The sequence below is a fragment of the Psychrobacter luti genome, assembly GCF_014192115.1.
In the GTDB taxonomy this organism is placed as follows: Bacteria; Pseudomonadota; Gammaproteobacteria; order Pseudomonadales; family Moraxellaceae; genus Psychrobacter; species Psychrobacter luti.
This window is the reverse complement of the sequence record NZ_JACHXL010000001.1, coordinates 271,178-296,136: the sequence shown is the minus strand read 5'-3', so window position 1 is coordinate 296,136 and position 24,959 is coordinate 271,178. Positions and strand designations below refer to the sequence as shown.

Sequence of the window (24,959 nt, the reverse complement as noted above, 5' to 3'; positions counted from 1 at the left end):
AGGACGCCTTATGTCATTGCCAGCCAAATTATTCAAATCGCTTGCCAGCGTCAAAAAAGACCTAAAAGAAGATATCGATGCGGTATTCAACCGTGACCCAGCGGCACGTAATAGCCTAGAAGTCATCTTGACCTATCCTGGCATTCATGCGCTTGTTTTACATCGTGGCGCCCATTATCTTTGGAATCATGAACAAAAACTAGCTGCGCGCGTTATATCATATGGCTCACGCATCGTCACCGGTATTGAGATTCATCCGGCTGCCAAAATAGGTAGGCGCTTCTTTATTGACCATGGCGTCGGGGTTGTGATTGGCGAAACGGCAGAGATTGGTAATGATGTCACTTTATATCATGGCGTCACCCTTGGCGGCGTTTCGTGGAATAATGGCAAACGTCATCCAACGCTAGAAGATGGCGTGACAGTTGGTGCGGGTGCCAAAGTATTGGGTCCATTTACTGTCGGTAAGAACGCTAAAATCGGATCAAATGCGGTCGTTGTCAAACCTGTACCAGCGGGCGCTACTATGGTTGGCAGTGCAGCACGTATGATTTCAGATCATCACGACGAAAAAGGCAATCCCATCGCAACCAAAGTCCAAGACGCCAAACAGCAAGAAAAAGTCGCGCATGCTGGCAACACCGACAAAAATAATGTCAAAGACACAGTATCAAATACCAAACGCACTACGACCTTTCAGGCCTACGGTATTGACCCCTCTTCTCAAGACCCTGTCGCAGAAGCCTTTGCTAAAATGCTTGAGCACATCCAGCAATCAGAAAACCGCTTAGATCAATTGCAAACTGCAATGTGCAAAATCGATCCTAATTTTTGCAAAAAGGAATACGATAAGCTGTGCTTAGAGGATTTAGATGTGATTGGTCGTATTGATATGGGTGCAGCAGGCGCTGAGCAGAAGTAAACTGCTAGCGATAGTCCAAACTAAATACAAAAGAGGCCAAACAGCCTCTTTTGTATTTTAATCAATTGATAAATAGCGCTTTATCGACTAACTACTTAACAGACAATATTTATAAAAATGATGAGTCAGGCTGCGTCAAAAACTCTATTTCTTCGCTACTCGAAACCCGTCCTAAAATGTCATTGCGATGCGGATAACGACCAAATCGATCGATAATCACTTTATGTTTTATCTCAGCCTCTATGGTATCGGCATTGGTATATTGCTCAAACAAGGGCACTGCTCGTTGATGAATCAGTTTCGACTCACTATGCATATACGGCATGAGTATAAACTTATGAGCTTCTACGGTTTCAAGCGTTTCTAATGCCCCAGCAGTAACCGCTTCTTGAGCGAGCGCTAATGTCATACTATCTTGAGCAAAGGCCGCTGGCGTATCACGATAAATATTTCGCGAGAACTGGTCTAATATGATAATTTCTGCCAACCTACCTTCAATGCTAGCTCGCCAGTCATAAAGCTCTGACGCCGCCGCTTGTTTAAGTAAGCCCGTAAAACGCTCTTTGAGCAAATTATCAAAATCTGCGTCTTTCTCAAAAAACTGTTGGCTACCGACCTCTTTAAAACAAAAATCTAATATCACTTTATACATCGTTTTCTCAAACTCACTATTTAAAGGTATAATTAAAAGGCGTAATTTAAAGCTATTGTCTAAAAATATTAACTTATGGTTTCATATCCACTAAGGTATATTCAGCTATGATGGCTTATACTTTTCATTATCCATAAATAAAGATAGGAAACATCATGGCTCGTTTACAAGATAAAGTTATCATCATTACTGGTGCTGCTCAAGGAATGGGCGAAACTCATGCGCGTTTATGTATGGAAGAAGGCGCTAAAGTGGTATTGACCGATATCAATTCTGATAAAGGCGATGCATTGGCTAAAGAGCTTGGTGATAACGCCCTCTTTATCAAACATGATGTCACCAATGAAGATGATTGGGCACAAGTCGTTAAAGCAACCCAAGATAAATTTGGTAAAATCGATGTATTGGTCAATAATGCAGGTATCACCACGCATAAGTCCATTTTAGATACCTCAGTGGACGACTATCGTAAGATTCTAGAGATTAACCAAGTATCGGTCTTTTTAGGCATGAAAGCGGTCATTCCAACGATGAAAGCAGCCAAACAAGGCTCTATCATCAATATCTCATCGATTAATGGTTTGGTTGGCGGCGCTATCGGCTATACCGATTCTAAATTTGCGGTACGCGGTATGACCAAAGCGGCAGCATTAGAGTGCGCCCCTCACGGCATTCGCGTGAACTCCATTCATCCAGGCGTCATTGCCACACCGATGATTATGCAAGGTGATACCAAAGATGCGGTAGAAGCTTTTGCCAAAACTATTCCAATGAGACGTGTGGCGCAGCCAGAAGAAGTCAGTGGCATGGTGCTCTTCTTAGCCTCAGATGATTCAAGCTATTCTACAGGCTCAGAATTTATCATTGATGGTGGTTTGACGGCGCAATAATAATTTTGCGATTAGCCATGTGCTCTTTAGAAAAATATTATCCTACAATAAACCCTTCTTAACCTTTTGAATAACTATCTAAAACTAACTCTTCAATCCCTGCTCTTTCATGGGTTTTAAATGGATATCGATCCGCCATTATTAACCATTTTCTGCTTAGGCTATTCTTTTTATCATCTAATTTTATTAGTAAAATATCGATATCCATGGTGACTATTTTCATAGGATTTTTTATTGACTCAGATGAACGCCGTCTACCGCAATCACTTTCAAATTTCTTAAAGGTGTGCTGCAACTGTTGCAAGGTCATAACAGATGTAAGGATTAGATAAACACACTGATTGGTATAATCGGGTTTTGGCAGCTCAGGTGTTGCCGTAAAATCAGGGTTTTGAAATGCCATGGACAGCTGTATTTCACCTAAAACGGCTAATTTCTCTCGAACGCGTGGTAAGTATTTTTCAGCTTGATAGTTACTACCCAAAGCCAATAGTACTGCTGTCACCGACTGCGTTTGCAGCTGTTCAGGCGCACACTTTTTTAAGTCATCAAGATTCAAATTAGCTAGATTTTTATGCATCTTACGCATCATCGCCATTGCTTACAGTTGGCTTGTCAGCACCGGCTTTTGCATAGCGTGTGATTTGCACCCCAACCGCATCAGCCTGCTGAATAGCAGTCGGCTTGGCAATACTTAACGTTATTTTATGACAGTTGTATTTTGCGAGTAGCTTATCAGCAATTTGCCCAGCCAAATGCTCCAGCAACTGTGCCTTAATCGCTTGGCACCATTCGCTCACATCATCACAGACCGCTTTGTAATTGAGCGCATCATTAACATCGTCTGAAACAGCAGCTTTACTAATATCTGTTTCAAGCGCTATATCAATTAGGAGCGGCTGCGTAATGGCGCGCTCCCATGCATAAACACCGATGACGGCTTCTACTGTTAAACCTTTGACAAACACCACATCAGATTCGGTATGAAACATGCGCTCATCCTTATTTATTAATTTTTTAACTGAGCTTTTTAATTTAGGTCTTTAGCTCGAAATTTTATCTACTTTGTTGTTTTTTACTTACTCTGCTGCAAAGCTTCTTCGCGCAAGCGCTCGGCTTTTAGCGCCTTACTAGGACGATGACGCCACAAATCAATGCTGAATAATAGCAGCCCGAGCCAAATTAAACCAAAGACAGCTAGACGGTTTAGGTCAAAAGGCTCTTTATAATAGAATACCGCCAAGAAGAAAATAAAGGTCGGCGTCAGATAATTCATAAAGCTTAAAATACTATAAGCAACCAGTTTAGTCGATCTATTAAATAACAGTAACGGTATCAGCGTAATCGGACCTGCCAGCATTAATAACCAGATGTTTGGCGTAAACCAAAAGCTCAGCTGACTACTGACCACATCGGCTTGCCAAAACCACCAAATAAAGATAGGTACCAGCATGGTAGTTTCAACAAACATCGCATCGACCGCAGTCAATGGCGTTTGGCGTTGAATCGTGCCGTAAGTACTAAAACTAAAAGCAAGAATAAGTGATAACCATGGCAAGCTACCGAGCATCACCACTTGAATGACCACAGACAATAGCGCAAACCCAATCGCGACCCATTGCAAAGTACGTAGGCGCTCTTTGAATAAAATCATCGATAGCGCCACGCCAACGAGCGGACCAATAAAATATCCTAAGCTCGCCTCAAGGATTTGATCGTGATTTACCGCCCATACGTACGTGAGCCAGTTGGTAGCGATAATGATACCGGACAAAAACGTCAACGCTATCCACTTTGGATTCTTCTTTAAAGTATCTATCCACTGCCAGCGCTTGGTCACGACTACGACGATGAGCAAACAGGCAAACGTCCAAACAATGCGATGACCGATGATTTCTGTCGCGTTATAAGCGGCCAATTGTTTAAAATATAAAGGAAATGCGCCCCATATACAAAAAGCGATTAGCGCAGTGACGATACCACTTCGTGTGGTTTTAATGGGAGCGACTGGTTTTTTGACAACATTTTGAGTAGTCATAAGGCAAGACAACTTAAATTAGAGCAAAGCGCGACCTCACCTAATGTTTATCAATAATGAAAACTTAGCGGTAAGAGCGCAGGGTTACTACATATAGGATAGAAAGTAAAAAGCAATGCGTTAATACCAGTTAAGTATCAACACATTGCTCACGACAACAACTTTAAAAAATGACTTTTACGTCAAGGTTTGCAAGTAACCTTTTATATTTTATTGAATCCTGAAAAACAGCGTTTTAAGATTCAATAACTCAAAAACTAAAACTTCAAAAGCTAACAATAAGGCTTACCATATTAAGATGGCATTAAGCCGCACCATTATCCACTTTAATAGACATACCGATTTGGTTGGCAAGCTCAGCAAATCCTGGGAAACTGGTATTGACGGTTTCAACGCCTTCGATGGTAATCTGCTTCGATGCGCGCAAGCTAGCAACCGCAAAGCTCATGGCAATACGATGGTCATGGTGTGAGGTGATATATCCGCCGCCAAAGACTGGCTGACTATTATTCACTTCATTAATATCAACATTACTGCCCTTACCTTCAATAATTAGACCATCTTCGGTAACCGTACAATCAATACCTAGCGTTTGTAGACCCTCTGCCATGACAGCAATACGATCCGACTCTTTCACGCGCAATTCTTTTGCCCCCGTTAATACCGTACGACCTTCTGCACAGCTAGCAGCAATAAATAATACTGGAAATTCATCAATTGCTAAAGGTACTAAGTGTTCTGGAATCTCGATACCTTTTAGGTTTGAGCTACGAATAGTGATATCAGCGACTGGTTCGCCGCCGACATCGGTCTCATTACTTAAGCTGATATCAGCATTCATCAGTTTTAAGATATCGATGATGCCGGTGCGTGTCGGATTAATACCGACTTGCGTAAGGGTCAGCTCGCTACCTTGACTGATAGCCGCAGCGACCATAAAGAATGCCGCAGAGGATATATCAGCAGGCACAGCAATGTCACCGCCTGTAAGCGTACCACCACCTTCGACACTGACACGATTGCCATCCACAGTCACTGGATAACCAAAGGCTGAAAGCATACGCTCAGTATGATCGCGGCTAACTTCAGGTTGAAGAACAGTCGTTGTACCTTCTGCCCATAAACCTGCTAGTAGTAAACACGACTTAACCTGTGCAGAGGCGACTGGCATATCATACTCCATACCTTGGAGCGGCTGGCCAACAGTGTCACGGCCAATGATACTAAGCGGCGCGGTACCACTATGACCGGTACTTTGGATAACAGCACCCATCTCTCGAAGAGGTGCTGCCACACGCTCCATCGGGCGCTTGTTCAAACTGGTATCACCTGTCAACACACTGTCAAATGACTGTGCCGCTAAGATACCGGCTAGCAGGCGCATACTGGTACCTGAGTTACCCATATATAAAGGCGTTTTGCTTGGCTTTAAGCCATTCATACCAACACCGTGAATGGTTAACTGCCCATTATCAGGACCTTCAATGGTCACGCCCATATCTCGGAATGCTTGCAAAGTAGCAAGCGCATCTTCCCCTTCCAAAAATCCAGTAACCTTGGTGACACCTGTCGCAAGGCTACCAAGCATGATACTGCGATGCGAGATAGACTTATCACCAGGAATGGTAATAGTGCCAGAGACGGTGTTGCTTGGGGTAATATTATAAGAAGCTGACATGGCAGAAGTATCCGTATAAGGGGTGCTGGCTAACATATGGCCAAAATGTCGCCGTGCGGCTTGCGCGCGGCCCAAAAGTCCCATCAGGGCGGTTGAATCTTTATCAATGATAAGCTGGCGCATGGTCTGTAGATAAACGCCATACTCGTCAAGGGCGCTGACAATCGCGCTATGATTGGCAAAAAATATATCATGCCACATTTTAGGATCGCTGGCAGCGATGCGGCTAAAGTCGCGAAAGCCGCCCGCGGCATAACGAAACATATCTAAATTATCATCATGACTCGCCAGCTGCTCGACCAAATTAAACGCCAGCAGATGCGGTAAATGACTGGTGTGCGCCAAGATAGCATCATGATGCTCAGCATCCATTGACATGACAGTCGCACCTACCACTTCCCATAATTGACGTAGCCTGTTAATTGCTGAAGGATTGGTCGTTGGCAGCTCACAAATGATTACGCTATGATTGGCAAATAAAGTGGCGCGCCTAGCATGATACCCTGAATTTTCAGCACCAGCAATCGGATGCGCAGGTACGAAACCCGTTGGCAATGAGGTAAAGACCGTTTTTGCCGCCTCAATGATATTAACCTTGGTACTACAGACATCAGTAATGATGCAATCATCAGCAAGCTGTCGATTATCCATGGCGGTTTTAATATCAACAAATACAGCATCTACCGCTTGTACTGGTACGGCGATGACAATCAGGTCACTGCCTAATACCACTTCACTTAATACAGCACTACCCGCGTCTAACAAACCTTGCTGAATGGCTTCATCGATGCTTGGTGCATGTCTATCAACTGCCACCAAGCGCTCGCTTAAAACATTGTCTTTAATGGCTTGAGCAAGGCTGGCACCAATCAACCCTAGACCAATTACACAAACTTGCTTAAATAACGGCGGCTGAGTATGGATAGAGGATTGCATATTATTATTTTGAGTGTTTATATTGTTTTGCTGGCGACTCACGGCGTTTCTCTTTCAACAAACCAACATCACTAGGCGTAAAGCTAGCTAATATTGGCATCATAAAATTGAATAATTAATCGAATTAGTTAACTCTTAAATGACAGGTAGCTCAGTTTTTATCAGTCATAAGTCATCAGTTAAGATTGAACGCAAGGTATCAATCAGGCGCATATTATCTTCTGCAACCCCTATCGTGATGCGCAGCCAATTGGGCAAGCCATAACCTTCTAATGGACGCACGATAACGCCCTGCTCCAGCAATGCTTGATGAATAGAAGCAGCGGTTATATCTTCCATCTCAACCTCTATTTCAACCATGATAAAATTGGCATGCGACTTAATAAAACCCAAACCTAACGCGTCGAATTGTTTTTCTAACCAGCGCATTTGCTCTTGGTTATTGAGCCTAGATTCTTCAATAAAATCTTGGTCGGCAAGCGCCGCAGCGGCGGCAGCGAGTGCCACCCTGCTGACGTTAAATGGCTGACGAATTCGATTGAGTAAATCCGCTACTGGCACTGAGCTTAGCGCATAACCAACTCGCAAACCCGCCAATCCATAGGCTTTGGAAAAGGTACGTACAATAATCACGTTATCAAATTCATCTAATAGTGCCCTATTGTTACTCTCAGGGCTATATTCGATATAAGCCTCATCTAACACCACCAATACTGATCGTGGCACACTAGCGACAAACGCACGTAACTCTTCATGTGCAAGCTGGGTGCCGGTTGGATTATTAGGATTGGCGATAAACACCATCTTGGTATTAGGATTGTCCGCTACCGCCTGACTCATCGCCTTTAAATCATGACCGAAGCGACTGGCAGGTATTTCTATGCCTGTCGCTCCCTGCATTTTGGCCAGCATCGGATAAATGATAAAAGCGTATTGGCTATAAATAATGGCATCGTCACTACCGGCAAAACTACTCGCTAGAATATATAATAAATCACTAGAACCATTACCCAAGGTAATTTGCTCGACATTGACATCATTGACATCAGCAAGCGCTTGCTTTAGATAATAACCATTGCCATCAGGGTAACGTGCCAATTCACCCAATTGCTCGGTAATCGCGAGCGTAACGTGCGGTGAGCAGCCCAGCGGATTCTCATTACTGGCAAGCTTTACCACATCTGAGACGCCGTACTCTCGTGTCAACTCTTCGACCGGCTTCCCCGTCTGATAAGGCATCAGCCCTAAGATACTGTCATAGGCAGGCACTAGCGGTAATAAATTTGACTCTGTCGACTGAGGTGACTGCATGATTTATCCTTAAAGGTGATAACGCATCTGCTATTGGTTAATACCTGTTTATTAATTCCTGCTAGCTGTTTGATAAATACTTTAACTAAGCCAGCTTTATAGCACGGCTTTTGGATAAGAACCTAGAATACGCAAATCTTTGACCAATGGTCGGATATCAGCAATCGCCGCACTCACATTTGCGTCTTCAATGTGTCCATCCATATCGATAAAGAATACGTAAGCCCATTTGTTAGGACGTTCAGGGCGGGTCTCGATACTGGTCATCGATACGCCATGATAAGACAAAGGCTTTAATATTTCGATCAGGGCACCCGCTTTATCATGCGCTGAAACCATAATCGAGGTCTTATCTTGACCAGATGGCGCAATCGCTTCATGACCGATGATCAAGAAACGCGTTGTATTGCTAGGATTGTCTTCGATATTTGAGTAAAGCTTATGTAAATCATACTCTGCAGCAGCCACATCACCGGCAATCGCCGCTGAATGCCATTCGTTTTTGAGACGACGGGCTGCTTCGCCATTGCTTGATACCGCCACGCGCTCGACATTTGGATAATTAACATCAAGCCAATGACGGCACTGCGCCAATGACTGCTGATGCGAGTAGATACGGCTTAAGCCATCTATCTTAGTATGTTCAGCAACCAAGAAATTCTGGTGAATAGGCAACTCAACTTCACCGATTATCTTTAACGTAGAAGATAAAAAACCATCTAAGGTATGATTGACCACGCCCTCTGATGAGTTTTCGACTGGCACCACACCATACATCGCCGTGCCCGCTTCAACCTCACGGAAGACGTCAGTAATGGTATTTAGTGGCACAGTATCAGCAGCTTTACCAAAGTGCTTTAATGCTGCAGCATGGGTAAAAGTACCAACAGGGCCCAAAAACGCAATACGTTGCGGTGCTTCTAAGTCTAGGCAGACAGACATGATTTCACGGAATAAGCGTGCCATTTTTTCATCGGCAATAGGTCCAGTATTACGTTCCATCACCGCCTTCAACACTTGCGCTTCACGCTCAGGACGATAAAAAATAGGATTGGTTTTTTCAGCATCAACACTATTGGCAACGTGGTTTTTCTTCACTGTTGCCACTTGCTGAGCAATTTTGGCACGATTGTTAATCAGCGTTTGAATTTCGCAGTCTACCGTATCAATACTTTGGCGCAATGTATTTAAAAATTCTTTATCAGTTGCAGCCTCGCTGACGCTTGCAGGGGTTTGGTTTAGATTGTCTAGATTTTGCTCTGGTGACTGCTCACTCATTACCGCCCATCCTTTTTCTAATGTTGTTACTAAAGTTTATATCTGTTAGCGATGACTATCTGTGCAATATGATTGTTTTAATAATAAATGCTTGCTTACTTTTGATGTTTCGCGCGAGCCAAACAGCTGATCGGCTCTACTATAGCAAAAACTATCGACAGTGCCCATTCGTAAATGCGCGTAAAAGGTCAATTTGCTATAAATCTTAGCACAGTTATGCCCTATAGCGACTAAGCTCCATGAAACTATCAGGCTACAGACGCTTAAATCTATGATACAGTTTAAAGGCTCTTATTAAAGGCGCATAGTTTTAACAACGTAAGAGCTCTGGCAAGGCTTAATTTTAATAGCGTATAAGTTTTAACGACGCTTAAACTCAATAGGTTTAGGTTTAACAAACGCTAAAGCGCTATTGCTAAGCAAACTCCCGAGCAACACCACCACCATGACAAACTGCTTTGTGAATAAAAAATATCATGGACCGCAAACTTAAATAACACCTCTAAATAAGAACATAACAACGTTAATTGACCATACCAAGGATATCTGATGAGCGCATTACAACAGCTTCGCACCATGACCACCATTGTCGCTGATACGGGCGACCTTGCCGCCATTGCGCGTCTAAAACCCATCGATGCCACTACCAACCCCAGTCTCATTACCAAAGCGCTCATTCATCCAGATAATGAAGCCATGCTGTCAGAAACCATGAGTCGCCATCGCGGTGATATCGATGCGGTGATTGATGAGCTGACCATTCAAATTGGCTGTAATATTCTGGCATTGATTGAAGGCCGTGTTTCGACCGAAGTCGATGCACGCTTGTCTTATGATACCCAAGCGACCATTGATAAAGCCCTAAGCTTTATGGAAGCCTACCAAAAAGCAGGTATCGATTCAGAACGTGTATTGATTAAGATGGCGGCAACGTGGCAAGGGATTGAGGCCGCGCGTTATCTTGAAACTCAGGGCATTCACTGCAACCTGACGTTATTATTCGGTCAGCATCAAGCGATTGCCTGTGCCGACGCTGGCGTGACCCTGATATCCCCTTTTGTAGGTCGTATTTTAGATTGGCAAAAACGCCAGCAAAATCGTCTAAACGTCCCAGCTTCAGATGATATGGGCGTACAATCGGTCAAACTTATTTATCAGTACTACAAACAGCATGGCTATAAGACGCAAGTAATGGGTGCAAGCTTCCGCTCGACTGAGCAGATATTAGCACTCGCAGGCTGTGATCTCTTGACCATCGCGCCCAATCTTATCGATGAGCTGGCAACGATGGATATTGAAGTCACACGCCAGCTGTCACCAAGCATGTCAATGGATTTGGCGGATATGGCTAAAGTCAGTCTAACGCATGATGAATTCAGTGCCGCTTATCAGCAAGATACGGTCACACAAGACTTACTACCTAAGGGTATCGATGGCTTTATCGGTGCGCGTGATGAGCTTGCAAAAATGCTAGCAGACATGCGTGATTAACCGCGCTATTTATTATACGTTCTAAGCGTCTGCCTACTAATCACGAGTGCAAAGATTGCCTCAACGTGAACCGCTTGTCATAAAAGAAATTTGCCTGCCCCTATTAAGTTGGCTATGATGAGCGACTTTATATAACAAAAAGCAAGGCTCGATTATGAAACGGCTAGCAGTGATATTAGCAGGTAGTACGCTTGCAATGAGTGCCCATGCGGTAAACTGGTTAGAGGTATCAGAAAGTCAGACTGGCTCTATTTTTAGCTTAGATTTAGATTCTATCGAACGCTCAGACATTCATATTATTGACGAAAAAACGGTCGAAAATATTACCGTCTCGATTCGTAGAACCTATCCTGCGCCAAAAACCGTGGTCATAAAGGATAGTAAAGAAAAAGATAACAAAGAAGGTAAAGAGAAACAGACTAAAGAAACAGACATTAATCATAGCGACCAGCAACTACTCATCTCTTGTAAGGATTCTAGTTACTATCGGCGCGCTTACGTCAACTACGCTGCTGACGATAAGGTGTTAAAATCTTGGCAATCAGAGAAGCCGATATTGACGACCAAAGACTTTAAGGTGACCAAGCCAAAAACAATTAGTCGCATGTTAGTGGAACAAGCGTGTACAAGTTATCAGAAAGACAAGTAACGCAAGTTAAGACGAAAAAAACACATGCAATTAAAAAAGCGCGCTGAACTATTCAGTGCGCTTTTTATTATGCGAAAAACCTCTTCTCTAAGCTTTTAAAACCGTATAAACAGGCACAGGGAATTCACCATGCAAATCAACAAGGTCTAACAATACCAATGCACCGACCACAGTATGCTCAGCAGACTTGCACAGCTCATAAGCGGTGGTGAGCGTGCCGCCAGTAGCTAAAATATCATCGACCAACAGTACGCGCTCAGGTGGTAAGTTATTTTGCATCTCAAGCGTGTCTTTACCATATTCTAAAGCATAAGCTTTGTTGGCGACTGGCGGTGGCAACTTACCAGGTTTACGCAGCAAAATCATACCTTTACCCAATCGACCTGCTAGCAAACTGGCAAACACGAATCCACGCGCTTCTACTGCACCTAAGCAATCTACTTCATCTAGCAAACCCGCAGGCAGTACAGCAAGCAACTCATCAATCACAGCATTAATATGACTGCGTAGTAACGGCGTAATATCATAAAAATCAATGCCAACTTTTGGGAAGTCTGGTACTGTGCGAATGATTTGCCAAAATGGATGATCAGTATTGAGTGTATGAGAGGATTTAGTTGTGGTATTAGCTGATGGAACGGCGGCAGTAGCGCTCATGATAACCCTTTGCGTATAGTACTGGAAGAGGATATGACAGTGATAGTCAATATCTCAATTGATAAAATTGGTAGCAAGAATTATAGCATAATCGACTTTATTGAGGATATAAAACTGGCCGATTTAGCACTGCTAAAACCATGAATCTAATGCTGCATGACTTGATAAAAGCTGGTTAATCTCAATATACAAGTGTAAACTTAACTATGAAAATTACGGTTATATGATAAACTACGTGCGTTTTTACGGTCTAAATATTGACTATAGTAGTCAATATAAGCCTTAAAAAAATACCTAGTAACACTGGTAGTAATAACAGTGAAAATAATCGATAGGACTATTTATGAAACGTTATGAATGTATTGTCTGCGGCTGGATATATGACGAAGAGCTCGGCTGTCCTGAAGAAGGCATCGCGCCTGGCACTAAATGGGAAGATATCCCTGATGATTGGATTTGCCCAGAATGCGGCGTTGGCAAGCTTGATTTTGAGATGCTCGAACTTTAAGCCAATGACCGTTTAAATAGGATACTTCATGACACAATCAAACCCCATCAATAGTGCGCCTAGGATTTTAGAAGCGCCTGAGATTTCAGAGGAAAATGGTAATTACCCAACCCCTGAATGGCAGCAATTTGGCGACCATAATTGGCGTGCATCCGACTTAAGCGAGCACCTTCATCAAGCAATGATAGATATTGGTGACGGTATCGAGCTGTGCGTTGAGGCGGGTGGTAACCCAAATAATCCGCCACTACTCATGATTATGGGACTTGGCTCACAGATGATATTTTGGCCAAATAACTTCATCAAGCGCCTTATCGATGCTGGTTTTTTTGTGATACGTTTTGACAACCGTGATATCGGCTTGTCCTCTAAAGTACAGATTGATGGTTTGCCACGTATTAGTCAATTAAAAATGATGATGCGCCTGCAAACAGGATTGTCGAATAAAGGCGCGCAGGTTGCTTATAACTTAACCGATATGGCGGAAGATACGGCGCGTTTAATCAAAGCCTTGCACCTAAGTAAAACGCATCTACTTGGCGCTTCTATGGGCGGTATGATTGCTCAAATCGTCGCCGCGCGTTATCCAAGTTTGATACAGCGCATGGCCTTGATGTTTACCACTACCAATCGCGCCTTTCTAAAACCGCCTAAGCCAAGACAGTTATATACCCTCATCAATCGCCCTGAGAGCCATTCTGAGCGTGATATTGTGCGTCATAGCGTCTGGTTTATGAAGACTGTCGGCACGCCAGGACACGTCAATGTGCGTATGGTACGCGACATCGCCAAGATACGTTATCAGCGTAATTTCCACCCACTCGGTACCGTACAACAGCTCAATGCTATTTTAGCTTCAGGTTCGATTAGCAGATACAGTAAGCAAGTTAAAGCGCCGACGATTGTGCTGCATGGTAGCGCAGATGGGCTACTACCTGCCTCGCAAGGAAGGGTGGTTGCAAAAACTATTCCCAATGCAAAATTCCATTTAATCGAAGGTATGGCGCACGATATTCCCGAATATTATCAGCCTTATATGGTCGACTTGATTAGTAATCATCTATTAGAAAAGTAATGTTCTAAGCACCATGCTATTAATTGGTGAGCCATAAAAAAGAGTGTCAAAGCGATAAGTTATCCATCGTTCTGACACTCTTTTTTTACCTGAAAATTTAAGCATGATATAAAATAATAACTGTCAAAGATTAATCACAACCGACACTAGCGCCCTCTTTATCAATACACATTTTAGCGCCGTTTTTTAAATTACCAATCCATGCTTTGCCATTTGTGAATACAAATGCTGGCTGACCTTTATAACTATCGCCTACACTCACACCGCTCTTATCAAAGCGAAAAGGAATCACCAACTCGCCGCCTAAATTAACAAAGCCCCATTCATTATCGATACGCACGCCCGCTAGTCCTTCAGAAAATGGTCGCACCTCATCAAAAGAGTAAGTAATCATGGTGACATTATTATCATCCACAAAGCCCCATCTGCCATCTTGTTGCCGTGGCTGCAGCGTGGTAAAACGACTAGATGGCGCTGATTGCTGCATCTCTTTGGCGCTTTCGTTAGCATTATTACTATTGCTAGCAGGGGCTCTTGTCATCGATGTTTGGCTATCAGCCTTAATATTCGAATTCGAGTCACGCGTGGGTTTGCCATTTTTATCCAACCAGCTTATGGCTTGGTTTTTACGTACCTGCGTCATGCCGCCGCGATAATCATCGATATCACTAATCGCGGCAGAAAATGGCACGATTGTCTTATTGGCGGTATCGATAACCCCATAATGACCGTTTTGTTTGACCACGATGCGACCTTCAGACACGGGACGCGCCCAACCTTGACTCTCCTTGAGCATATCGTACATCACAGGGATAGCCTCGTGACCTTGCATATTGACGTAACCCACCCGCCCGTTACGCAGTACGGGCAGCAATCCGCCCGATATTTTATCGGCATCTACTTTTTGATAGCGGGATAAATCAACCACGCTTTTACCTTTTTTATCAATTAAGGCAACTGGCGCGCCAAAGTCTTTTATCGCTAAAAAATAGCCGTTACTGGCTGTACAAGAGACATTTTTATAATAACTTTTGGGGATTTTACAGCTGGCTGCTTGCGCATTTGACATCAAAAGAGGCGTAGCAGCGATGATGCTCATCACAAACAGGTTCACAGCAAAACTGCCGCGCGACAATTGCGGCGGTAATGTAGATAAAGAGAGTATTTGTCGTCTTGATATAGAACGTAGCAGCATAAGCAAACCCAGGCTAAAAGTAATAAAGGCTATTTGAATATTTAAAGCATGTCATTATTCTAAAACATTACGGATTTCAAATACAGATAGGTAGTAGAGTAACAAATGGCGACGTTTGCGCCAATGCTATTCCTGTAAGGAGATGATTGCTTTGTTTATACACAGTGTGTGTTAAGTCATCATAAAATAAATCGTCCTAAAGCATTCCATTTCAAGTGCAAAACACTGACAATACAGATTGTTTAAGTCATCTTTCTAGCAAGCAACAATTAAAAAACATCTTAAAAAAAGCATCATAGTAATGAGATAAGGATATTGCATGGCTACTGCCTCTTCACGCTCTGCCGCTACTGGCTTAGTCATTGGTTGTGTTATTTTCGGTTTGGGTAGCTTGATTGTCGCTCATGTCGATATCGGTGGCTGGGCGATGTCATTTTGGCGGCTGGCTATTTCAGGCGTGGTATTTGCTATATTGGCTAAAGTAACGGGGCAGCGATTACCGCGCTCAAAGCGTGCTATTTTTTACGGTTTATTATCGGGTGCATTTTTAGGACTCGATTTGGCACTATGGCATGAGAGTATTTATGCGGTCGGCCCTGGTATCTCAACCTTACTCAACAGCTTGCAGATTTTCTTTTTAGCGGCCATTGGTTTTTTATACTTTAATGAGCGCCAATCTATCTTGCAGCTCATCAGTTTGTTTTTAGCTATGTTAGGCGTTGCGATGATAGGCAGTCCTGAGTTTGCGCAAAATACCGCCGCGACTTGGGGTTTCGTTACGGGCATTGTCTCAGGCGCTATGCTTGCCGCATCGATGACCTTTATCCGCAAAACTCACGATACTGAGCCAACCCCGATATTCATGCTCATGCAACTGATTAGCATCGGCGGCGTAATGGCGATGATTGTCCCGATGTTCGTGTTCGATATGGGTAATATTTTGCCTAATACGTGGTCTGATATTGGGTGGGTGTTAATTTATGGCACAGTGATGCAATGCTTAGCTTGGGGGCTTATTGCCTACTCTATTCCTAAATTGTCTTTAGCATTGACAGGGCTGCTCTTATTAACCGAGCCGATTGCTGCCTTGGTGATTGACTATAGCTGGCTTGATAAACCGATTAATACCTTACAATGGAGTGGCGCATTGCTGACCATGTTTGCTATCTATTTAGGTTCATTAAAACCCAAACCGCGCGCGCTACGACGTTATCGGTTTTTTTCACGATTTTATAAACGTGACTATAAATAAAGAACGCGGCAAATAATAATGTTTATAAATAAGCGTCGTAACAAATAAAAGCCACAATTATTATTGTGGCTTTTATTTATCAGTATATTAAGTTCTTTAATTCTATGAATAAAACATCAATTTTTTTGGTGGTTAGTCTTTTTGTCTATTAAATAAAGCATTAAGCACAATCGCTGCTAAGGTAGCCGTACCAATACCGCCCAAGTCAAAGCCGCCTAAATGTAAGCTAAAATTACCTGTACCCATAATAACAGTCACCGCAGCAATGATTAAATTGCTGTTTTTACTAAAGTCGATACGATTGTCTATCCAAATCTTTGCCCCTGCAATCGCAATCAAACCGAACACCACAATAGATGCGCCACCCAATAAAGCCGCCGGTATCGTTTGAATAATTGCACCAAATTTTGGTGATAGCCCAAGCAAGATAGCAACCAAACCGGCTACCACAAAAATCGTCGTGCTATATACTTTGGTCACGGCCATGACACCGATGTTTTCTGCATAAGTGGTTACGCCTGTACCACCAAAACCTGCCGAAAACGTTGTCGCTAAGCCATCAGCAAAAAATGCCCGACCCATATAAGGCGTCACTCGTGCTTTAGTCATACCTTCCACTGCTTTAAAATGCCCCAAGTTTTCGGCCACTAAAATAAAAGCAACAGGCGCAATTAATATAATCGCACTCATCTCAAAACGCGGTGAATGGATACTTGGCAGACCAATCCATGACGCTGCTGATACACTGGTAAAGTCAATCGGAACGCCATAACCGAGCACATTGGTCATGACAAAATAGGCGATATAAGACAATATCAAGCCAACCAACAGCAACAGACGGCGCAGCATACCGCGGGTAAATACAGCCACCCCACTGATAAGCAATACTGTCAGCGTGGCCATCCATGCATCAAACTGGTTGGCAGATACCCCTTGAATGGTCACTGGCGCTAAATTCAAACCAATAATCATTACAATTGCACCGGTAACAATAGGCGGCATCAGACGCTCAATCCAGCCTGTGCCCGTTTTCATAACCAACAAACCTATCAAAGCATAAATGATGCCGCATGCCATGATACCGCCCAAGGCGACATTCAAATTGTTATTAAATCCTACGCCTGCATAAGCCGTCACTGCAATAACAGGACCAATAAAGGCAAAACTTGAGCCCAAATAACTGGGCATACGCCCGCCGGTAATCATAAAAAACATCACCGTACAAATACCGGACATCAAAATGGCTAAATTAGGGTCAAAGCCCATTAATAATGGCGCCAGCACCGTCGCCCCAAACATCGCAAATGTATGCTGCACACCTAACAAAACGCTCTTTGCTGGTGGCAAATACTCATTGATACCGACCGGATCACGATCCAAATCACCGCCATACGGACGCCACGTTGGAAACCAACGACCATTATCAAAGTCTGGATTGTGCGGATAGCTCATCGCAGCTGCATCGATGCCAGCCGCTTCTAGAGCATTGTGAGGAGCAGATGCTTGGGTGCTATTTTCGGGTTTTGGAGAATGAGGTTCGGGAGTTGTCATGCGCTGTCCTATTTGAGCTGAGAGAATACGAGTCAGCTAAAAACTGTGAGAAATACAACTGTGAGAAATACAACTATCAATTAAGTCAAAACGATGACAGCTAAGTCATGCTAATTATCAACAACTATAGAGGAATTAAAAAAACGATAACAGCAGAAAAGTGGTTTACTTTGGCCAAATGCAGACCGTTAACTAGGTTCTATTAAAAATAGTTTAAGGCTTTCTGCGACGTTGCTCACTATATAGTGCCAAATAGCACCAATAAGCTTACAGGATGTTACACAGGTAGTAGCTGCGTGCATGATAACGGAGTTCTATGATAAATAAAAGTTATTATTCAGCAGGTCTCTGTACGCCTATACTGGGAGACATTTATAGATAATATCCCATATTTTTTAATATACTCAAATTTATTGAAGAGCGCATTCCAATAAACGTCTGCCCTTGTCATCGTGTTTATTTATCAAGGCTTTTGGGGCCATTATCTATTACCTTTTTTCACACCAGTACTCAAGCCTATCTATAACATACGCTGATGCACTGACAATTTATTGGTATTTATATGATTAGTGTTTTCGACTTATTTAAAATTGGTATTGGACCGTCAAGCTCTCACACGGTCGGACCTATGGTGGCGGCCAACTTATTTTTGACGTCATTGCTTAAGCAGAGCCCATTAACGACGATTAAAAATATTGAAATAGAGCTTTATGGCTCTTTGGCCGCTACCGGTAAAGGGCACGCAACCGATACGGCGATATATTTGGGCTTACTTGGACATACGCCGAGCACCATTGACACCCGCTTGACTGGCGAATATCTAGCACCTATTTTTGCTGATAAGCAGCTTAATTTATCCGGCGAACATATTATCGAATTCGATAGCGAGCGTGATATGTATTGGTACGATGATACCGTATTACCTTATCATCCTAATGCATTGACTATCCGCGCGTTATTAACCGATGGTAGCAAGTACCAGCAGACTTATTATTCAGTTGGTGGCGGCTTCGTTATCAATGAAGATGATGCGAATAATCCCGATGAAGATCACGCCAGCCCAACGATTGATATCGTTCCCTACCCTTTTAATACTGCTGCAGAGTTGCTTGAACAATGCCGTGAGCATGATTTAAGTATCAGTGAGCTGGTACTCGCTAACGAGTGTCACTATCGCAATCAAGCCGATATCTTTAGCTATTTAGATACGATTTGGGAGGTGATGCAGGACTGTGTGACTCAAGGTTGTAAAAACAGTGGCATTTTACCGGGCGGACTTGATGTTAAACGCCGCGCCCACGATTTACATAATCAACTATGCGCTGAAAAAGACTTGCCTATCGCCAAAACCGATAAGCTCGCAGCAATGGATTGGGTCGATTTGTATGCCCTTGCCGTCAATGAAGAAAATGCCAATGGCGGTAAAGTTGTCACGGCACCGACCAATGGTGCGGCGGGTATCATTCCTGCTGTCTTGCACTATTATCGTGATTTTTTAACCGATTATAACCAAGATGGCGTCCGTAAGTTTTTATTAAATGCCACTGCCATTGGCAGCTTAATTAAGCAAAACGCTTCTATATCTGGTGCTGAAGTTGGCTGCCAAGGTGAAGTGGGTTCAGCCTGTGCCATGGCAGGTTCGGCATTGGCAGAGATTATGGGTGGCTCGCCAGCCAAATGCTTAAATGCCGCCGAAATTGGTATCGAGCATAATTTGGGTCTGACTTGTGACCCGATTGGCGGCTTGGTACAAGTCCCTTGTATTGAGCGTAATGCAATGGGCGCGGTAAAAGCCATTAATGCTGCCCGTCTTGCCTGCCGCGGCAATGGTCAGCACTTTGTTTCTCTAGACAAAGCGATTGAAACCATGAAGCAGACAGGCGCTGATATGTCTGATAAATACAAAGAAACCGCACGCGGTGGTCTTGCTATTTATGCTGATAACCGCATCCCCACTGCTACCCGTGGCGTTAGTGTCAATTACAGTCAATGTTAATCCAAATAATGACTTTCATTATTTAAAATTAAAACCCAAAAAAGCCTCTAATGATTAGAGGCTTTTTTATAAGTAGTTAACTATTCTAATTTGACAGTATTATCTAATGCTAATTAGGTCTAGAAGTTATTCAGCAGTTTTTGAAACCACTTCGTTTAGAATCCAAACTGGCTTAACCACCTGAGTCGCTTCATTCATAACCGCTTCTTGGCGTACATCTAAAATATAGCGATAATTTGGCTCATAAGTGAAGCCCTGAATATTACCGTTTAAAGGTGTGTAGTTTTTCTGATAAGTCTGACGATACTGTAGGCACTCTGACTCAATTTTATTGCCATTAGCATCTGGCAGCTCACAAACTGCTTTTAGAGGTGCTATTTCTATTTTAAAGCTTGGAATGTTAACTACTTTGACATTCATTGCTTCGCCTTCAACCACCATAGTACGCTCATCGTTCATACCCATGGTAGAACAACCTGATAAAACAAAAGTCGTCATCAATGCAGCAATTGCTAATTTTTTCATTATTAAATCCTCAGTTTATTAGTATTAATCATTACCTTTTGAACTCATTTTAATCAATTGTCATTATTCAAAAGGTAGTAGGCATTTATGAAGATACTGTGAATGAAAGTCTCAGTTTTAAATCCACTCTAACTATAGAGTTAAAGCTATAAAATTAAGACAAACTCGATTCAAGTTAAATAACCCAATCTCCATCAGTACCGCCTATTGTTTACTGCAGCTAGTATAAGTCGTCGAACCCCTTAGCCTCTATAACTGCTTTGTAACGTAACGTCAGCTTTTGCAACTGATGTTAATAAACGGTTTTTATTCATGGACTTTTATTAACAGTGATTTATTAATGAGAGAAATCGCAGTATTGAATAATTCGGTATTGGACATAAAAAAAACGCTCAAAACCATTTCAGCTTTGAGCGTTTGTATAAAAATATAAATGATTTTTAGCTACGATAATCCGCGTTTATTTTGACGTAATCGTAAGATAAATCGCAGGTATAAACGGTATCGTGAGCATCACCGCGTGCCAAATCAATATGAATAGTAATCTCAGGACGACTCATAACCTCTTTGCCAGCCGCTTCCGTATAACTCGGAGCCACGCCACCATTTTGACAAATCATCACTTCATCTAGATAAACATCGACTTGCTCGGTATCAAGGTCGTCGATACCCGCATAACCAACCGCTGCTAAGATACGACCCCAGTTGGCATCACTGGCAAAAAAGGCTGTCTTGACCAGTGGTGAATGGGCAACCGCATACGCCACATCGCAACATTCTTGCGTGGTATAGCCACCCGTGACTTTTACCGTCATAAACTTGGTGGCACCTTCCCCATCTCGTACAATCAATTGTGCCAAACGTACAAACACTGACTTTAAGGCGTCAAATATCGGCTGATAATGCGGATGCTCTGGGCTATCAATAATCTCCGAGCTCGCTGTTCCGGTTGCAATTAAGACGCAGCAATCGTTGGTTGAGGTATCACCATCGACAGTAATGCGGTTAAAGGATTGCTCATTAATCTTGCTAAGCATTTCTTGCAATAAATCAGCGGCGATATTGGCATCAGTGGCTACATAGCCCAGCATGGTCGCCATATTGGGGCGTATCATGCCCGAGCCTTTTGACATGCCTGTAACATGATAGCTGATAGCATCGACATCAACCTTTTCACTGGCAAGCTTTGGAATGGTATCTGTCGTACGGATACCATTGGCCGCGACCAGCCAATTATCAGCAGCCAAATTAGCTAAGGCATTGTCTAAGCCTGCGATAACCGCTTCACTGTTTAGTGGCTCGCCTATCACCCCTGTCGAAAATGGCAAAACAGTACTGACATCCACGCCAGCTTTAGCAGCTAGAGCGCCACAGATATCAAGCGCGCGGCGTTTACCATCAGCGCCCGTACCAGCATTGGCATTACCCGTATTGGTGATTAAATAACGCGGGCTGGCTTTAGCAAAGTGTTCACGTAAAACGCGCACCGGCGCAGCACAAAAGGTATTTCTAGTAGTCACAACCGCAGTGTTGGCGCTATCAGCAATTTCAATCACTACCAAATCATCGCGGTCTTTGTAGCGCACGCCTGCAGCGGTGGCGCTTAGTTTAATCCCATCAATAGGATAAATCGTATTGGGTATTGCAACGTTGCCGACAGCCATCATTCAATCCTTATTCATCAATGCTGATGCATTATTTATTGGTTATAAGTTATCTTTATAAAATCTTAGTTGTACACTCTTGGTTGTAAAGCCTGCTGTTAAAAACATGATGTTAGTAATCAAGTTATTATACTTTACTTAGGTCAAACGCTGCCCAAATTGGCGCATGATCAGAGGGTTTTTCCATGCCGCGCAGCTCATAACTAATACCTGCATCGACGCAGCTGTCTATCAGATCTGCCGTACATAAAATGTGATCGATACGCAGTCCACGTTTAGGCTCATCATTAAAGCCGCGACTGCGATAATCAAACCAGCTATATAATTCGGTACTCTCTGGATAATGCAGACGATAAGTATCGGTCAGCTCGCGTGACATCAAGTCACTATACCATTCACGCTCTTCAGGTAAAAACGAAGTCTTTCTATTTTTCAGCCAGCGTTTTGCATTGACCTCACCGATACCAATATCGGTATCTTCTGGGGCAATATTCATATCACCCATAATAATCAGCGAACGCCCTTCTGCTTTTAGCGTATCGATATAGGTCATCAAATCTGCATAATAAGCACGCTTCATAGGAAATTTGGTCGGATGATCTTGGCTCTCTCCTTGCGGGAAATAACCGTTAAGCACATCCACTTCACGTCCATCAAATACATAACGCGCATGGATAAAGCGTTTTTGCGCCTCTGCATCTTCACTCGGAAAGCCTTTTTGCACAAAAATAGGCGCAACTTTCGATAATAACGCCACGCCATAATGCGCTTTTTGACCAAAGTACTCGACGTGATAACCCAAGCTCTCGACATTTTCGAGTGGAAATTGCTCATCATGCACCTTGGTTTCTTGCAAACCCATTACATCAGGGTCGATTACCTCTCGCACCGCCTCTAGCTGGTGTTGACGAGCGCGGATACCATTGATATTAAAACTGACAAAACGGGTCATAAACTGTCCTATACTAATGAATTAAAACAAAATACTGCTATAAAAGAGTATTGCTATTTAAACGACCTACACTTTAAAAGTGTAACCATTAAATAGTGCGGCTATAAAATAAAGCAGAGCGGCAATATATAAAGGTTTATGATAACAGACATCAGCAAGGCTATCTGTTGCACGCCCTTATCTCTTACGATAGAGTAGCTGTTAAAAACAGCCACAGATGCGTTATCGATTTTTTTATTTTTATAACCATATCTATAAATATTTAAACCCTAAAAATAAATTATTAAGTAAATTTACTGAGCAACATTATGACAATTATGAATAAAAATACCCATACACCACCTATTAGCGCAAGCACACCGCTATTTGCCACTGATTATAATGTATATATTAACCATACTGATGCGGGCGGCATAGTTTACCATGCCAATCATTTAGTATTCTTTGAAAACTGTCGCCGTGATTGGTTTACCAAGCTTGGTTTAAATGGCTATTTTTTGCAGACCGATGATGGTGAGATTCAGCATTTTGTCGTCAGCCAAGCAGACCTGCAATACAAAAAAGCCATTCTATTAGATGAAGTCATTAATGTACGTATCGATAAGGTCGAATTAAAACCTGCCAGTATTGTATTTTATCAAAGCATTCATCGCTCAATGCCAACTGTAGATGCAAATGATGATGCTCAGGCAAACACTGCTGTTTCAAACAGCAATTATTCTAACAATACCTTGTTAAGCAGCACTAAAATCGTTATCGCTTGCGTACAAAATCAAATCACGCCAGCTTCTATATCTGATTCTGGTTCTGATGCGACTGCCAACCATAGTGCACCTATGCGTCCTATTCGCGTACCGCAAAAATTACGCGAGACCATTGAGCAAGCGCTCATACAACACGCTGGCAAATAAAACGATTGAACGAATAGTCTATGAGCGCCAATAAGACGGATAATAAGGCTTTTATGCTAGTATTTGAAGATATTTGGGTCCATAGCAAGCGTGCGACTCCGCTCCCTACTTACCGCCGATGGTTCACAAAAAGACAGAAGAGTTCAGCTTCCGACGATGCTTTATCCATTAATAACCGTGCATTGATAAGTGGTGCCAGTGGTACATTACTGGCTGGGCAAGTGACGGTTTTGACGGGCGCTTCTGGCAGTGGCAAGTCTGTCTTATTGCGCGTACTAGCAGGGCTGCTGCCTATGACAACCGGCGACGTTTGTCTACAAAGCGATGCGAAAAATAGGGATACTCGTGATAGCATTCATGAAATAGCACCCATGCATTGGCGCTCGCAGGTTGCCCTTCTCGCGCAGCAGCCTCAATTACTAGAAGGCAGCGTCATTGATAACTTGCAATTACCCTATCGCTTAGCACGCCATCAACAAAAGCACTTTAATATCGACTGGCATATCGAGCAGCTTGAGTATTTAGAGCGCACCCCTGACTTCTTACAACAAGACGCCAACACTTTATCAGGTGGCGAACGGCAACTGGTCAATACGCTGCGTTTATTACAATTAAACCCGCAAGTATTGTTATTGGATGAACCTACTGCAGCCTTAGATGTCGATACGTCGGCGAAACTTGTGCATTTGCTTATCAGCTGGCTACGTCGTGAATCGATGCGCACATTACTGTGGGTGACTCATGACACGCACGATATTATGCCATTAGCAGATAAGCATTGGCATATGCAAGCAGGCGTCTTAACCAAAGTAGATTAACTTTGCCTTT

The 24,959-nt window shown here is 43.0% G+C and carries 23 protein-coding genes; 10 read left to right on the top strand and 13 right to left on the bottom strand.

Translation table 11 applies throughout. The features are described from left to right. The first annotated feature begins 10 nt into the window (after positions 1-10). A complete protein-coding gene (cysE, locus tag FHS24_RS01195) occupies positions 11-922 on the top strand; it encodes a serine O-acetyltransferase (RefSeq protein WP_183618021.1) in 912 nt (303 codons plus the stop codon). Positions 923-1,031: 109 nt separating this feature from the next. On the opposite strand, the gene FHS24_RS01190 is transcribed toward cysE, so the two are convergent. Further along, the gene (locus tag FHS24_RS01190) at positions 1,032-1,574 is read right to left on the bottom strand and encodes a DUF924 family protein (protein ID WP_183618019.1); all 543 of its coding nucleotides are present in this window, start codon (positions 1,572-1,574) and stop codon (positions 1,032-1,034) included. Positions 1,575-1,729: 155 nt separating this feature from the next. Between FHS24_RS01190 and FHS24_RS01185 the strand changes: the two genes are divergently transcribed. Next, positions 1,730-2,464 (top strand): glucose 1-dehydrogenase, encoded by a 735-nt coding sequence (locus FHS24_RS01185; protein WP_183618017.1) that lies wholly within the window; start codon positions 1,730-1,732, stop codon positions 2,462-2,464. Positions 2,465-2,522: 58 nt separating this feature from the next. Here FHS24_RS01185 and FHS24_RS01180 read toward each other — a convergent pair whose 3' ends face one another. The 6 genes from FHS24_RS01180 to pheA all read right to left on the bottom strand — a co-directional run bounded on the left by FHS24_RS01180 (position 2,523) and on the right by pheA (position 9,705). Beyond that, a complete protein-coding gene (locus FHS24_RS01180) occupies positions 2,523-3,056 on the bottom strand; it encodes a 2-amino-4-hydroxy-6-hydroxymethyldihydropteridine diphosphokinase (RefSeq protein WP_227671767.1) in 534 nt (177 codons plus the stop codon). Continuing rightward, positions 3,046-3,456, bottom strand: coding sequence for a dihydroneopterin aldolase (folB, locus tag FHS24_RS01175; RefSeq protein ID WP_183618015.1), 411 nt, complete (start codon positions 3,454-3,456; stop codon positions 3,046-3,048). Before folB ends, FHS24_RS01180 begins: the two co-directional genes overlap by 11 nt. Positions 3,457-3,539: 83 nt before the next feature. After that, entirely contained in the window at positions 3,540-4,502 is a 963-nt protein-coding gene (rarD, locus tag FHS24_RS01170) for an EamA family transporter RarD (RefSeq protein WP_183618013.1), read from the bottom strand. A 304-nt stretch (positions 4,503-4,806) separates the two neighbouring features. After that, complete coding sequence (locus FHS24_RS01165) at positions 4,807-7,116, bottom strand: bifunctional prephenate dehydrogenase/3-phosphoshikimate 1-carboxyvinyltransferase (RefSeq protein ID WP_183619073.1); 2,310 nt, start codon at positions 7,114-7,116, stop codon at positions 4,807-4,809. 165 nt (positions 7,117-7,281) lie between these two features. Next, a complete protein-coding gene (hisC, locus tag FHS24_RS01160; protein ID WP_183618011.1) occupies positions 7,282-8,427 on the bottom strand; it encodes a histidinol-phosphate transaminase in 1,146 nt (381 codons plus the stop codon). Between the two features lie 96 nt (positions 8,428-8,523). Then, positions 8,524-9,705, bottom strand: coding sequence for a prephenate dehydratase (gene pheA / locus FHS24_RS01155; RefSeq protein ID WP_183618009.1), 1,182 nt, complete (start codon positions 9,703-9,705; stop codon positions 8,524-8,526). Positions 9,706-10,254: 549 nt separating this feature from the next. Here pheA and FHS24_RS01150 point away from each other — a divergent pair. After that, positions 10,255-11,196: a transaldolase gene (locus FHS24_RS01150; protein WP_183618007.1), complete on the top strand. Its 942-nt coding sequence runs from the start codon at positions 10,255-10,257 to the stop codon at positions 11,194-11,196. Positions 11,197-11,350: 154 nt separating this feature from the next. Beyond that, on the top strand, positions 11,351-11,845 hold the full coding sequence (locus FHS24_RS01145; protein ID WP_183618005.1) for a hypothetical protein: 495 nt from the start codon (positions 11,351-11,353) through the stop codon (positions 11,843-11,845). 87 nt (positions 11,846-11,932) lie between these two features. On the opposite strand, the gene FHS24_RS01140 is transcribed toward FHS24_RS01145, so the two are convergent. Beyond that, a complete protein-coding gene (locus tag FHS24_RS01140; RefSeq protein WP_183618003.1) occupies positions 11,933-12,502 on the bottom strand; it encodes an adenine phosphoribosyltransferase in 570 nt (189 codons plus the stop codon). A gap of 343 nt (positions 12,503-12,845) precedes the next feature. Here FHS24_RS01140 and FHS24_RS01135 point away from each other — a divergent pair, with 343 nt between their 5' ends. Beyond that, positions 12,846-13,010 (top strand): rubredoxin, encoded by a 165-nt coding sequence (locus tag FHS24_RS01135; RefSeq protein WP_183618001.1) that lies wholly within the window; start codon positions 12,846-12,848, stop codon positions 13,008-13,010. Positions 13,011-13,038: 28 nt separating this feature from the next. Further along, positions 13,039-14,085, top strand: coding sequence for an alpha/beta fold hydrolase (locus FHS24_RS01130; RefSeq protein WP_183617999.1), 1,047 nt, complete (start codon positions 13,039-13,041; stop codon positions 14,083-14,085). Positions 14,086-14,215: 130 nt separating this feature from the next. Here the strand turns inward: FHS24_RS01130 and FHS24_RS01125 are convergent, their stop codons facing one another. Further along, on the bottom strand, positions 14,216-15,280 hold the full coding sequence (locus FHS24_RS01125; RefSeq protein WP_183617997.1) for a WG repeat-containing protein: 1,065 nt from the start codon (positions 15,278-15,280) through the stop codon (positions 14,216-14,218). Positions 15,281-15,599: 319 nt separating this feature from the next. On the opposite strand from FHS24_RS01125, the gene FHS24_RS01120 reads away from it, so the two are divergent. Continuing rightward, complete coding sequence (locus FHS24_RS01120; RefSeq protein ID WP_183617995.1) at positions 15,600-16,532, top strand: DMT family transporter; 933 nt, start codon at positions 15,600-15,602, stop codon at positions 16,530-16,532. A gap of 132 nt (positions 16,533-16,664) precedes the next feature. Here FHS24_RS01120 and FHS24_RS01115 read toward each other — a convergent pair whose 3' ends face one another. After that, positions 16,665-17,984, bottom strand: coding sequence for a solute carrier family 23 protein (locus tag FHS24_RS01115; RefSeq protein WP_201599018.1), 1,320 nt, complete (start codon positions 17,982-17,984; stop codon positions 16,665-16,667). 661 nt (positions 17,985-18,645) lie between these two features. Here FHS24_RS01115 and FHS24_RS01110 point away from each other — a divergent pair. Continuing rightward, positions 18,646-20,079: an L-serine ammonia-lyase gene (locus FHS24_RS01110; RefSeq protein ID WP_183617991.1), complete on the top strand. Its 1,434-nt coding sequence runs from the start codon at positions 18,646-18,648 to the stop codon at positions 20,077-20,079. A 126-nt stretch (positions 20,080-20,205) separates the two neighbouring features. Here FHS24_RS01110 and FHS24_RS01105 read toward each other — a convergent pair whose 3' ends face one another. The 3 genes from FHS24_RS01105 to xthA all read right to left on the bottom strand — a co-directional run bounded on the left by FHS24_RS01105 (position 20,206) and on the right by xthA (position 23,220). Beyond that, positions 20,206-20,604, bottom strand: coding sequence for a DUF4377 domain-containing protein (locus FHS24_RS01105; protein ID WP_183617989.1), 399 nt, complete (start codon positions 20,602-20,604; stop codon positions 20,206-20,208). A gap of 440 nt (positions 20,605-21,044) precedes the next feature. After that, entirely contained in the window at positions 21,045-22,268 is a 1,224-nt protein-coding gene (gene argJ, locus FHS24_RS01100; RefSeq protein ID WP_183617987.1) for a bifunctional glutamate N-acetyltransferase/amino-acid acetyltransferase ArgJ, read from the bottom strand. Positions 22,269-22,395: 127 nt separating this feature from the next. Further along, positions 22,396-23,220, bottom strand: coding sequence for an exodeoxyribonuclease III (xthA, locus tag FHS24_RS01095; protein WP_183617985.1), 825 nt, complete (start codon positions 23,218-23,220; stop codon positions 22,396-22,398). A 317-nt stretch (positions 23,221-23,537) separates the two neighbouring features. Between xthA and FHS24_RS01090 the strand changes: the two genes are divergently transcribed. Continuing rightward, positions 23,538-24,131 carry a hotdog domain-containing protein gene (locus tag FHS24_RS01090; protein WP_183617983.1) on the top strand — a complete coding sequence of 198 codons (594 nt, stop codon included), beginning with the start codon at positions 23,538-23,540 and terminating at the stop codon, positions 24,129-24,131. Positions 24,132-24,151: 20 nt separating this feature from the next. After that, complete coding sequence (locus tag FHS24_RS01085; protein WP_183617981.1) at positions 24,152-24,949, top strand: ABC transporter ATP-binding protein; 798 nt, start codon at positions 24,152-24,154, stop codon at positions 24,947-24,949. Positions 24,950-24,959: the final 10 nt, after the last annotated feature.